This window comes from Labrys neptuniae (assembly GCF_040797145.1).
GTDB lineage: Bacteria > Pseudomonadota > Alphaproteobacteria > Rhizobiales > Labraceae > Labrys > Labrys neptuniae.
On sequence record NZ_JBFNQD010000005.1, the window covers coordinates 288739 to 301396 of the forward strand.

A 12658-nucleotide genomic window follows, 5' to 3' on the forward strand; every position below is an offset into this window, starting at 1 on the left:
CGCGCCAGTCAGGCCAACACCTGCCGCAATTGCGCCTGCACATCGAGCAGGAGCGGCAGGACTTCCGCCTTCAGGCGCGCAGTGGAGGCCCGGGCGGCCTGGGCGCCGGTGTTCAGGGCCGCGACAACCCGCCCGCCCGTCGTGACGATCGGCACGGCGATCGAGCGCAGGCCGAGTTCGAGCTCCTGATCCACGAGGGCGTAGCCGCACCGGCGTACTTTTCCGAGCTCGGCCATGAGATCGTCGACATCGGTCAGTGTCCTTGGCGTCATCGCCGGCCGTTCGCTGCCCTCGAGCAAGGCCCGCGCTTCTTCGGGTGGCAGGGCGGCGAGCAGGACCCGGCCCATGGATGAACAATAGGCCGGCAAGCGGCTGCCGATATTGAGGGCGACAGACATCACCCGCTTTTGGGCAGCACGCGCGACATAGACTACGTCGCTCCCGTCCATGATGGCGGCGGAAGCGCTTTCCTGCGTGGTTTCAGATAGCCTTTCGAGGAAGGGCTGCAGGCGCCTTGGCAATGGCGCGGCGGAAAGATAGGCATAGCCCAGGCGCAGCACGCGCGGCGTCAAGGCGAACAAGCGGCCATCCGTGCTGGCATAGCCCCCCTTGAGCAGGGTAAGAAGGCAGCGACGCGCCGTTGCCCTGTCGAGTCCGGTCAGGCGGCTGACATCGGCGATCGAAAGGGCTTCATGGTCTTCGTCGAAAGCTTCGATGACCGAGAGCCCCTTGGCGAAGCCCCCCATCATGTCGCCATCCTTCTCCATTTTCGTCATAGGCACCCTCGTTCGAATATCGAACGTATACTCGGCTATCGCACCAGGCGAGCGAAATTGATCAGGGTGCAATGCAGGGGACAGGAACGAATGCGCGCTGACGGCGCGCCGTATGGGCCATCAGAACCGGGCGAACGGAGAACAGGCAATCGCAGTGAGTACGCGTTCGGCAATCAGGGATGCTCGCTGCGCCCTTGCTCGGGCATGGCGCCTGCCGGCAAGTTGAAACCGTCGGAGAGGGATTTCATGAGGAAATCGATGAAGACCCTGAGCTTGTACGGCAGGTAGCGCGTCGGCGGAAACATCGCGTGGATCGACATTTCAGGCGCATGATAATCCGACAACACCTCCCTGAGAGTGCCGTCGCGCAAGCAGGAGTCGACGATAAAACTGGGAAGGAGCGCAATGCCGCGCCCTTCGACGGCGATGTCGCGCAACACTTCCCCGTTGTTGCTGCACAGGCACCACGACACCGGTACCCAGTGGTCACCGTCCTTGCCGGTGAGCTTCCACTGCGCACCGGTTTCGAGATAGCCATAGTGCAGGCCAGCGTGGTCTCGCAGGTCCCTTGGATGCTGAGGTATACCCCTCTCTTCCAGATAGGCCGGGGATGCGCATATGATCCGCGGCGCCGACGCGATTTCATGGGTCACGAGATTGGGCGGCGGCGAATCCGTCAAGCGGATCGTGACGTCGAAGCCTTCCTGCACCGTATCCAATTGCTGATCGCTCAGGACCAGCTGGATCTGGAGGTCGGGATGCCGGGCCATGAACTGGCCGATCAACCGTCCCAGAAACATCGTCCCGAACGACATCGGCGCATTGACACGCAACAGCCCCCGAGCTTCGACCTGAAACTGCGATAGCGAGGTTTCGGCGTCTTCGATCTCGGCGAGGATGGCCAGGCAGCGCTCGTAATAACGCATCCCGACTTCGGTTGGTGCCGCGCTCTGCGTGGTGCGATTAAGCAGCTGCACACCGAGCTCGATCTCAAGATCGATGACATATTTGCTGACGGCGGACCGGGAAAGACGCAGCTCTCTCGCCGCTTCGCTGAAGCTGCCATGGTTCACGACCCTTGTGAACGCCTTCATATTGGTCAGTTTGTCCAAGCGTGCCTCCGCAGGTTGCCACACCGGCCGCGCAAACTATCGGCGCTCGGTCGGCGCCCGTCAGCTTGTCGCCATATCGTGGACAAATACGCCATACGATTTGATATTGTCAATGCTCCGGAACGAAACTATCGTCCGCTGCATGAGATGAAGATTGCATTCGCAAGGCGGTGCGGCACATACGCTTGGGATCAGAAGTATGATTTCTGCTGATCTCAAGTAACGGTGACGTATTGCGCCCACCGATCTGAACTTTCTTCCGCTAACGACATACCGACAATCATCTCGTCGAACGCGACCAGCCGCGAATAACGGCTGTTTCCGCACGCGCAGCCACTTCGTTTGATGGATGGAGAGAAACATGAGCAAAAACTACTCCATTGCAACGACGGGGGCCTCGCTGGACAAGGCCAAAGCGGCTGTCATTCTCCTGCATGGGCGCGGCGCCGCCGCCGAGAGCATGTTCGGTCTGGCCGATATCTTCGAGCAGCCCGATATCGCCTATTTTGCGCCGCAGGCGCCGGGCGGCACCTGGTATCCGTACTCATTCCTGGCCGCGCTCGATCGCAACGAACCCCATCTCTCCAGTTCTCTCGCCGAGGTCGGCAATGCCGTCTCATGGCTGCAGGACAAGAAGCTGGACCTGGCCCGGATCGCGCTGCTCGGCTTTTCCCAAGGCGGTTGCCTGGCGCTGGAGTTCGCGGCCCGCAACGCACGCCGCTACGGCGCCGTCATCGGTCTGAGCGCCGGTCTCATCGGCCCGGACAGGGCGCCTCGGGACTATGCCGGCTCGCTCGCGGATACGCCCGTCTTTCTGGGCAGCTCCGACATCGACCCGCACATCCCTGTTGAACGGGTGCGTGAAAGCAGCCGCGTGTTGTCGGCCCTCGGCGGCCAAGTCGTCGAGAGGATCTATCCGGGCATGGGCCACGAGATCAACGACGACGAAGTCGATCAGGTCCGTGCGCTCTTGTCCGCCCTCGTCGCGGCGCCCTGATCCCGCGGTTCATGGCGCGCGACGCGCAGCCGGCCAACCCATCCCGAGCTTCTAACGGAGACTAGACATGAGCAAACTTCACGAAGTTCTGACGCCTCAAAACAGCCAGGTCATTTTCATCGATCAGCAGCCGCAAATGGCGTTCGGCGTGCAATCGATCGACCGGCAAGTGCTGAAGAACAATGTCGTCGGCCTGGCCAAGGCCGCCAAGGCGTTCAAGGTCCCGACCACGATCACGACGGTCGAGACCGAGTCCTTCTCCGGCAACACCTATCCCGAACTGCTCGCCGTATTTCCCGAGAACCAGCTCCTCGAGCGTTCGTCGATGAACTCCTGGGACGACCAGAACGTCCGCGACGCCCTGGCGAAGAACGCCAAGGACGGCCGCAAGAAGATCGTCTGCTCGGGCCTGTGGACCGAGGTCTGCAACATGACCTTCGCGCTCTCCTGCATGCGTGACACCGACTATGAGATCTACATGGTTGCCGACGCCTCCGGCGCCACCTCCGCCGATGCCCAGAAATACGCCATGGATCGCCTGGTCCAGGCGGGCGTGGTGCCGGTGACATGGCAGCAAGTCCTGCTGGAATGGCAGCGCGACTGGGCGCGCAGGGACACCTATGACGCGGTGATGAACATCGTGAAGGAGCATTCCGGTGCCTACGGCATGGGCGTCGATTACGCCTACACCATGGTGCACAAGGCGCCCGAGCGCGTGAAGCACGGCGAGCGCATCGGCCCCAATCCCGCAAAGCAGGCCTGAACCACCCGCCCCTCCCCGCTGCAATCCGGAAGGGTCGGAGGGTCATGGGCGACGGAGCGCGCACCGCGCCGTCGCCCAAGGCTCATGCACGGCTCCGGTCTCAGGGAAGCTATCTGATGAAACTCTATCTCGTCTCTTTGGGCGCCGGCCTGCTGGTCGGTTTGATCTACAGCCTTCTGGATGTCCGCTCGCCCGCGCCTCCGGTCGTCGCGCTCGTCGGTCTCCTGGGCATTCTGGTTGGCGAACAGATCATCCCGGTCAGCAAGCAGCTGATCTCCGGCAAGGCCTTCGCCTCCGCCTGCGACAAGAGCCATGCCGTCACCCATGTCTTCGGCCAGCTGCCGGGCCGCCACATCGCGCAGGCCTCCGAAACATCGAAGGAAAAGACCTGATGAAGACCACCCGTCGCGCCTTTCTCGGCGGGGTATCCGGCCTCGCACTCCCGACGATCGTCTCGCGGGCCCGCGCCGGCGACAGCAATTCAAACGGAGATGCCGCGATGAATGCCGATACCGTCATCCACAACGCCAAGATCACCACGCTTGATCGGACAAACCCGGTCGCGAGTGCCGTCGCCATCAAGGATGGCAAGTTCCTCGCCGTGGGCAGCGACAAGGACGTACTCGCACTTGCGGACGACAAGACCAGGAAAATCGACCTCAAGGGCCGGCGCCTGCTGCCCGGCCTGATCGACAACCATCTCCACATCATCCGTGGCGGGCTGAACTTCAACATGGAGCTGCGCTGGGACGGCGTTCGCTCGCTGGCCGACGCGATGGACATGCTGAAGCGCCAGGTCGCGGTGACCCCCGCTCCGCAATGGGTCCGTGTCGTCGGCGGCTTCACCGAGCATCAATTCGCTGAAAAGCGCCTGCCGACGATCGAGGAGATCAACGCCGCAGCGCCCGACACGCCGGTCTTCCTGCTGCATCTCTATGATCGCGCCCTGCTCAATGCAGCGGCGGTGCGCGCGGTCGGCTATACCAGGGACACGCCCGAGCCGCCCGGCGGCGAAATCACGCGTGACGCCAACGGCAATCCGACCGGTCTCCTGCTCGCCAAGCCGAACGCCGCCATTCTCTATGCGACGCTGGCCAAGGGCCCAAGGCTCCCCTTCGACTATCAGGTCAATTCCACCCGCCACTTCATGCGCGAGCTCAACCGCCTCGGCGTGACCGGCGCCATCGACGCCGGCGGCGGATTCCAGAACTATCCGGAAGACTATGCCGTCATCCAGAAGCTCTCGAACGACAACCAGCTGACCGTCCGTCTCGCCTACAATCTGTTCACCCAGAAGCCGAAGCAGGAAAAGGAAGACTTCCTCAACTGGACCTCCTCGGTAAAATACAAGCAGGGCGACGACTATTTCCGCCACAACGGCGCCGGCGAAATGCTGGTGTTCTCGGCAGCGGATTTCGAGGACTTCCGCCAGCCACGGCCCGACATGCCGCCGGAGATGGAGGGCGAACTCGAGGAGGTCGTGCGCGTGCTGGCGCAGAACCGCTGGCCCTGGCGTTTGCATGCGACCTATGACGAGACGATCTCGCGCTCGCTCGACGTGTTCGAGAAGGTCAACAGGGATATCCCGCTCCAGGGCTTGAACTGGTTCTTCGACCACGCCGAGACGATTTCGGAAAAGTCCATCGATCGCATCTCGGCACTTGGCGGTGGCATCGCCGTCCAGCATCGCATGGCCTATCAGGGCGAATATTTCGTCGAGCGCTATGGTGCCGGCGCGGCCGAGGCGACGCCGCCGGTCGCCCGCATGCTCGAAAAGGGCGTGAAGGTCTCGGCGGGTACGGATGCGACACGCGTAGCGTCCTACAACCCCTGGGTCTCGCTCAGCTGGATGATCACCGGCAAGACGGTCGGCGGCCTGCGCCTCTATCCGCAACGCAATTGCCTCGATCGCGAGACCGCCCTGCGGATGTGGACCGAAAACGTCACCTGGTTCTCCAACGACGAAGGCAAGCGGGGGCGGATCGAGAAGGGCCAGTTCGCGGACGCATGCGTGCCCAACAAGGACTTCTTCACCTGCCCCGACGACGAAATCTCCTTCCTCACCTCGGACCTGACGATGGTGGGCGGCAAGATCGTCTACGGCGCCGGGGATTTCTCCAAGCTCGACGAGAATCCTGTCCCGCCGGCGATGCCAAACTGGTCGCCGGTACGCAGCTTCAAGGGCTATGCGGCCTGGGGCGAACCGGAGGGTGCAGGCAAGAATTCGCTGCAGCGCATGGCGATCGCCTCGTGCGGGTGTCAATCGTCCTGCGGCGTGCATGGTCACGACCATGCCAGCGCCTGGGGATCGAAGCTACCGATCTCCGACCTCAAGAGCTTCTGGGGAGCGCTCGGATGCTCCTGCTGGGCGGTGTGACGTGGCCTCTTCATCGAACGCTCCAACGACCGTCGTGGCGAGGTTGGCCACGGCCGCGCGTCCGGTCTTCGGATCGGCCACCATGCGAAGTCTTGCCTATCTCGGCCTCTGCGCGGCCTACATCCAGGGCCCTGTCACCAAGATCCTCGATTTCGACGGCGCGATCGCGGAGATGACGCATTTCGGACTATCGCCGGCACCGCCATTCGCGGTGGCGGTGATCGCCTTCGAGCTCGTGGCCAGTGCGATGGTGCTGTTCGGCCTCTGGCGCTGGCTCGCGGCCCTCGCTTTGGCAGGGTTCACGCTGATCGCGACCTTCGTCGCCCTGCGCTTTTGGGAAATCCCGGCCGGGCAGGGGCGAATGATGGCGATGAACGCCTTCTTCGAGCATCTCGGCCTCATCGGCGGATTTGTTCTCGTGGCCATCGACGATCTGACCAAGACGAAAGACACCGCGCGTGACGGGCAGCGTTAGGCCGGCTGTCGCCCACAGATCCAGCCGTGCGCCTTGATCGGCCACTTGGCTCCTCACGCCAAAAGAAAGGAAGTTGCCCATGGCGCGTCTATCTTGTGTCGCACTTGCCCTGTGCGGCCTGATATTTGGCGGCGCCGCAATGGCGCAGGAGACCAATTCCAATGGCGTGGCCGACAAGGATCCCTTCGACGCGCTGAAGAACATCCCGCTCTCCTCGGATGGCAGCGTCTATGTCGATTTCGGGGGACAGTTGCGGCTTCGCGGAGAGTCCTCGAACCACCCGGTCTTCGGCTTGGCAAAGCCCGAACACAATGACGTCCTGCTCATCCGCTCTTTGCTCTCGGCGGACGTTCATTTCGGGCCTTACCTGAGAACCTTTGTCCAATTGGGCAGCGGGCTGGCCCCTTCCTGGAACGGAACGCCTCCGGCAACGCAGTTTGATCGCTTCGATCTCATGCAAGGCTATGGCGAGTTGACGCTTCCGTCAGCTGCTGGAAGTTTTATGGTCCGGGCCGGGCGGCAGGAGATGAGCTTCGGCTCTTCGCGCCTCGTCTCCGTGCGCGAGAGCCCCAACATCCGTCGCGCCTTCGATGGTGTCCGCGCCGCTTGGATAGCGTCGCCGGACACACGTATCGACGCCTTCCTCGTGCGCCCGGTTTCGCTGCTCTCCGGCGTGTTCGACGACAAATCGGACACCAGCCAGGCCTTCTGGGGCGTCTATGCCACGAGTCCCGTTCCCGGCATCCCTGCATTGAAGGCCGATCTCTACTATTTCGGCCTCAACCGGGACGATGCGAAGTTCGCGCGCGGCACCGGCAATGAACATCGGCACACTGTTGGTGCACGCCTGTTCGGCAAGGCCGACAATTTCGATTGGGATCTGGAAGGTGCCTATCAATTCGGCCGTTTCGGCACCGCCGACATCAGTGCCTGGACCGTTTCGGCCGAGCTTGGCTACACGCTCCAGGACGCGCCGTTCTCTCCTCGGATCGGCCTCAACGCCGATGTGATCAGTGGCGACCACAATCTGCGCAACGGCACGCTTGGGACCTTCAATCCGCTGTTCCCGAAGCTGCCCTATTTCTCCGAAGCGAATCTGGTCGGCCCCGCCAACCTCATCGACATCCAGCCCAATCTGACGCTGACTGTGGTGAAGAACGTGGTGTTGAACATCGGCTGGAATCCGCTCTGGAAGGAAGCGACGGCCGATGCCTTCTACGGGCCGGCCATTACCCCGGTCGCATCCACGGCGGGCGGCACCGGTCGGTATATGGGTCAGCAAGTTTCCACGACCCTTACCTGGACACCAACCAAGCATCTGACCTTCGGCGGCACCTATGTAAACTACACACCCGGAAAGAGGATACGGCAGGCGGGCGGAAAGTCCGGATCGTTCGCCGCGGCATGGGCAGCAATTTCATTCTGATCCCGCAGCAAAGGCCGCAACGACGCGAAGCCCTTGCGACAAGCGCATGGGGGTGTTCCGCAGCCGCCGGAAAAAAGGAACCAGCAATTGAAACAGGGCACATCACTCCTGCTCAGTCTTAACGGCGGCTATGTCGATACCGCCGGTTTCCTGGCGCTGCAGGGGCTCTTTACAGCGCATGTGACAGGCAACTTCGTAACGTTCGGCGCAGCACTGGTGAACGGTACGTCCGGTGCTTTTGCCAAGCTTCTCGCGCTTCCGGTGTTTTGCCTGACAATCCTGCTGACGCGGATGATCAGCCTTCGCTTCGGCGCATCGGGCTCAATCGCCTTGAAGACCATGCTCGGCATCAAGGTGCTGCTGCTCGCCCTCGCCGCGGCTCTTGCATTGGCCTGGGGGCCGTTCCCAGATGGCGACACCTGGCGGGCCATCCTGACCGGCATGATTTTGGTCTGTGCGATGGCGATTCAGAACGCCTCTCATCGCGTTCATCTGCCGAAAATTCCTCCCTCGACGCTGATGACGGGTACGACCACGCAAATCATGCTGGATCTGGCCGACCTATTGTCTGGAAGCGCTTCGCAACAGCAGCGCTCGGACATCCGGGGTCGGCTCAGGAAGATGGTGCCGGCCATTGTCGCTTTTGCAGCCGGCTGTGGCGCGGCGGCGCTCATCTTCATCCTGATTGGCCTTCACGCCTTCCTCCTCCCGCCATTCATCGCGCTCGCGACCGTGCTCTCGATCCACCTCGATCCAGAGCCGGATATCGCCTGACGCCCATCTGTATCGATAGGGAATGCGCGTCCCGATCCCGCCGGGCCGCATCTCAAAAAAGAAAGGGGTGATGGCAAAACATGCTCAAAACACTTCGTAGCAAAGGCAACTCACTTATTCTGGCGTTCATTTCCGGCTTCGCTGATGCGTTGTTCTTCATTCATCTGGGCGGGCTCTTCGTCGGCCTGGTCACCGGCAATGTCATCCTCCTCGGACTGGGCCTGATCGGGCATGAGAAAGGCGGCCTGCACGGGCTGCAGCTCTTGACCTTCCCGCTCTTCATGCTGGGCGCCGGCCTTGCGGCGATCCTGGTCGCCTGGATCCGGCCACTGGGTCGCGCCACGTCCTGTACGATCGTCACCGCGGCCTGTGCATTTGCGATTTCGGCGGTTCTTGCGATCACCCAGACCGGCCCTGACTCGGCCTGTGCGCTTTTTGCTGTCGTGGCGATGGGCATGCTGACGGCGATCGAGCGCCTCGATCCCCGGCTCGGACCGCCATTCTCGTTGATGACCGGCAACATCGCCGGCTTGGCGGTCGCAGGCACGCGCCGGCTCATCGGCTACAAGGAGCGCCCGGAAGAATGGGCCCAGTCGCTGACCTCGATCATCCTCGTCATCGGCTTTGTCGCGGGATGTGGCGCGGGCGCTTTTGCTCAAAAAACTGTCGGTGTCGCCGGGATGCTCCTGCCAACGCTTCTGCTGTTCCTGATCGGGTTTTTCTATGCGCCGCAGAATGGCCAGAAGCCGAGCTGACACAATGGGCCGTCTCATCGGGCCGCCCTTGGCATTTCCGGCGATGATCTTTCGGCTCACCCCGCGCGATCAACACGAGGCGAACCGCAGCTCGACCTCACTGGAACTGATGTTCGACCTGGCGACCGCCGTGGCGGTTGCTGCCGCGGCCCACGGCCTGGCGCAGGAAGTCGGCAGCGGCCATATTGCCGCGGGCGCCGTCCGGTTTGCGGGCAGCTTCTTCATGGCCTGGCTGGCCTGGGCCAATTACACGTGGTTCGCTTCGGCCTATGACAACAAGTCGACCGCGTTTCGCGTCCTGACGATGATCATCATGTTCGGATCGCTGGTGCTGGCCGCCGGGATCCAGATCACCTACAGCGATCAGCCGATCTGGCTTGCACTCGCCGGCTTTGTCATCATGCGGGTCTGCATGATCATATTATGGCTGGGGGCCGCCAATGGCGATCGAACAGCCCGCTCGATGGCCCTGCGCTATGCAGCGGGGATCGGCACGATGCAGCTCTATTGGGTGATGGTGATCGTCATCCTTCCGCCACAGGGCTCCATATATCCGCTTTTGTTCGTGCTGGGTGTTCTTGGCGAGCTGGCGGTGCCGGCGTTCGCGGAGCGGCAGACCACCACCAGTTGGCACCACGGTCACATCGTCGATCGCTACAATATGTTCAATATCATCGTTCTCGGCGAATGCTTCGCCGCGGTTGCGAAAATCATCGCGGATTCCGGGACGCCGGACCTCGGACATTTCCGGCTGGCCGGCCTGTGCTCCGTCATCGCATTTTCCATGTGGGGCCTCTATTTCGACCGAAAGGAGCAGTTGCTTCGCCGCGACCTCGGCTCCGTCCTGGTCTGGGCCTATGGCCACTACGTGCTCTTCGCGGCCGGCGCTGCAACGGCGGCAGGTTTTGCAGTTTTCCTAGCTCTCGCTACCAAGCGCGCCGAGGTTCCTGCGCAAATCGCTTCCTTTGCCATCGCCATTCCGATCGCGCTCTACCTCGGGTCGCTTTGGCTGGTGCGTGACCGCGCAATCCATCGTGGCGCCATGCAATGGCTTCTTGTCGTCGCAGCCGCCCTGATCCTAGCGAGCGCCGCACTCGCTCCCCATCCGGCGGAAATCATCGCAGCGCTCCTTGTGCTGGCAGTCGTCTGTCGGCAGCGCCTTGGCCCCCACAATGCCAAGAAGACCGAAGGACATGACTGAATCGGCCTCGACGGATGAATATTCCATGGGAAGCACAAACGTGCCGTCATCGCGCGGTAGCGAGCAACGACCTGCGAAAGGCGACCGAAGGATCTAGAGCATCGTGCCGAAAAGGGGACGCCGGTTTTCAAAAAAAGCGACGCGAAAACAATGACCTATAGCATCGGACTCGATTTAGAAATCGAGTCCGATGCTATAGGTCTGTGGATGACTTCTTCCCTCATTTTGAGGCAAGGAGGCCATGCTGGCACCTGGACATTTCAGCGACGATTTCAAGCGGGGCGTAGCGCGCAGATCACCAAGGCAGGCGATGTGCCGCTGCCTGCGCATCCAACTCCGCGGCTTCCATGCCTGGAGCACCTGGAGCATCTGGGTCCATCCACCAACCGCGGGTCATATCGCCGAAAGCCTGCCGAAAAAGCCGGCAGACTCGTCCAGCATGTCGGCATAGAACTTCGCATAGCTTCGATAAAGTTCCGTCCGCCCAGGGTCTGGATGGGTCGGTTCCCCCTCTTCCCTTACGAACCGGCGGGCTGTATCGGCCATGTCGCTGAACAAGCCGACCGCCTTGCCGGCTACGATGGCACTGCCGAGCGTTCCGAACTCGTCGCGATCGAGGCGCCCGTAATCCAGGCCCAGGATGTCGGCCTTGATCTGCCGAAAGGTCTGGCTGCGGGCTCCTCCGCCAATACTCGTGACCCGCCTCGGCACGAGATCGGGCGCAACCGCCTTCACCGAGCGCAGGTAGAGCAGATATTCATAGCCGATGCTTTCCATGATCGAACGGACCATGTGCGCCTTTCCGTGGCGCCAGGTCAGGCCGACGAAGGCGCCACGCATATCCGTATTGTTGGGCGTATTGCGCCCCCCGAGATGCGGCAGGAAGATCAGCTTGTCCGCACCGGGCGGCGCGGACTCGGCCAGGCGGCCAAGTTCGTCGTAGGGGTTGCGCCCCTCATTCTCCCATTGCGGCTTCTCCGCGTCGCAGATGGCATCGCGGAACCAGCGCAGATTGAGCCCGCCGCCGGCGACATAGGCCATGGCGTAGTAGAGCCCGGGTACGACGTGGGGACAGGTCATCAGGGCCTGATGGGTGGTATCGGTGGCAAAGCTATCGAGCACGATCGAGAACACCGAGGCCGTGCCGGAAGCATCGTAGATCATGCCGGGATCGACGATGCCGCCCCCGAGCACATTCGCAGCCTGATCGCCGCATCCGGCCGCAATCGGCGTCCCCTGCATGAGACCGGTTGCCTCGGCTGCCGCATGCGTCAGCCTGCCCACCACTTCCCAAGGCTCGACGATGCGGGGAAGCTTGGCCGTGTCGAGGCCGAAATCGGCGAGCAGATCCTCATTCCATCGACAGTTGGCCGTGTCGGCGAAAGTCGAGAAGTTGAGATAGGTCCTGTCGATGAAGGCATCCTTGCCCTTGAGACCAGCCAGGCGCCCGGCGACATAGGCAGCAGGCTGCACGAAGGCGCGGATGCGTTCCCAGACCTCGGGGAACTCGTGTTTCCAATAGAGGATCTTCGGCCCGTGATTATAGGAGGGTGTGCAGCCGGAGGCCTGCAGGATCTCCATGCCACGCTTCTTCAACCGGGGCAGATAGGCGGCACAACGATTGTCGAGCCAGGAATCGTAATGCGTCGGGGCATTCCAGTCGTCGTCGACGGTGCATACGCCGCCCATCTGGCCATCGAGGGCTATCGCCACGACATCGGAGGGGTTCACCCCACCAGCTTCCATCGCCGCGCGAATGGTTCGATGGACGGAGCCTTCGATATCGTCGGGCTGCTGCTCCACCCATCCTGGCTTGGGATAGATCAGGACCGACTCTTCGAAAGCCGAGCCCAGCAGCTTTCCGGTCTCGTCGTAGATGCCGGTCTTGGTGCCGGTCGTGCCGATATCGATGCCGATCACGGCGTTTGCCATGGCGTCTCTCCCTGAATTGGCCCTGGCAGTTTCATCCCGCCATTGTCGCGCCACCGGCCCGTTCGCGCCG

12 protein-coding genes are annotated in these 12658 nt (G+C 62.2%); 9 read left to right on the plus strand and 3 right to left on the minus strand.

What is annotated here, in order from left to right:
- Window positions 1-8: 8 nt before the first annotated feature.
- Both ABXS05_RS17365 and ABXS05_RS17370 read right to left on the minus strand, forming a co-directional pair.
- Complete coding sequence (locus ABXS05_RS17365) at window positions 9-767, minus strand: IclR family transcriptional regulator domain-containing protein (protein WP_367624894.1); 759 nt, start codon at window positions 765-767, stop codon at window positions 9-11.
- A 182-nt stretch (window positions 768-949) separates the two neighbouring features.
- On the minus strand, window positions 950-1888 hold the full coding sequence (locus ABXS05_RS17370) for a LysR family transcriptional regulator (RefSeq protein WP_367624801.1): 939 nt from the start codon (window positions 1886-1888) through the stop codon (window positions 950-952).
- A gap of 361 nt (window positions 1889-2249) precedes the next feature.
- Here ABXS05_RS17370 and ABXS05_RS17375 point away from each other — a divergent pair, with 361 nt between their 5' ends.
- The 9 genes from ABXS05_RS17375 (at window position 2250) to ABXS05_RS17415 (ending at window position 10656) form a co-directional block, all read left to right on the plus strand.
- A complete protein-coding gene (locus ABXS05_RS17375; protein ID WP_367624802.1) occupies window positions 2250-2885 on the plus strand; it encodes an alpha/beta hydrolase in 636 nt (211 codons plus the stop codon).
- Window positions 2886-2952: 67 nt separating this feature from the next.
- Window positions 2953-3648 carry a hydrolase gene (locus ABXS05_RS17380; RefSeq protein WP_311937193.1) on the plus strand — a complete coding sequence of 232 codons (696 nt, stop codon included), beginning with the start codon at window positions 2953-2955 and terminating at the stop codon, window positions 3646-3648.
- 116 nt (window positions 3649-3764) lie between these two features.
- The gene (locus ABXS05_RS17385) at window positions 3765-4040 is read left to right on the plus strand and encodes a XapX domain-containing protein (protein WP_149250343.1); all 276 of its coding nucleotides are present in this window, start codon (window positions 3765-3767) and stop codon (window positions 4038-4040) included.
- A complete protein-coding gene (locus tag ABXS05_RS17390) occupies window positions 4040-6025 on the plus strand; it encodes an amidohydrolase (RefSeq protein WP_367624803.1) in 1986 nt (661 codons plus the stop codon). The genes ABXS05_RS17385 and ABXS05_RS17390 overlap by 1 nt, the downstream gene beginning before the upstream one ends.
- Before the next feature lie 82 nt (window positions 6026-6107).
- Window positions 6108-6500, plus strand: a complete 393-nt coding sequence (locus ABXS05_RS17395) for a DoxX family protein (RefSeq protein WP_367624804.1) — start codon at window positions 6108-6110, stop codon at window positions 6498-6500.
- Between the two features lie 139 nt (window positions 6501-6639).
- Window positions 6640-7926 (plus strand): alginate export family protein, encoded by a 1287-nt coding sequence (locus ABXS05_RS17400; RefSeq protein WP_367624805.1) that lies wholly within the window; start codon window positions 6640-6642, stop codon window positions 7924-7926.
- Between the two features lie 87 nt (window positions 7927-8013).
- Window positions 8014-8700 (plus strand): YoaK family protein, encoded by a 687-nt coding sequence (locus tag ABXS05_RS17405; protein WP_367624806.1) that lies wholly within the window; start codon window positions 8014-8016, stop codon window positions 8698-8700.
- 80 nt (window positions 8701-8780) lie between these two features.
- Window positions 8781-9455: a YoaK family protein gene (locus ABXS05_RS17410; RefSeq protein ID WP_367624807.1), complete on the plus strand. Its 675-nt coding sequence runs from the start codon at window positions 8781-8783 to the stop codon at window positions 9453-9455.
- Window positions 9456-9459: 4 nt separating this feature from the next.
- Window positions 9460-10656 (plus strand): low temperature requirement protein A, encoded by a 1197-nt coding sequence (locus ABXS05_RS17415; protein WP_367624808.1) that lies wholly within the window; start codon window positions 9460-9462, stop codon window positions 10654-10656.
- Between the two features lie 393 nt (window positions 10657-11049).
- Here ABXS05_RS17415 and ABXS05_RS17420 read toward each other — a convergent pair whose 3' ends face one another.
- Window positions 11050-12588, minus strand: coding sequence for an FGGY-family carbohydrate kinase (locus ABXS05_RS17420; RefSeq protein WP_367624809.1), 1539 nt, complete (start codon window positions 12586-12588; stop codon window positions 11050-11052).
- Window positions 12589-12658: the final 70 nt, after the last annotated feature.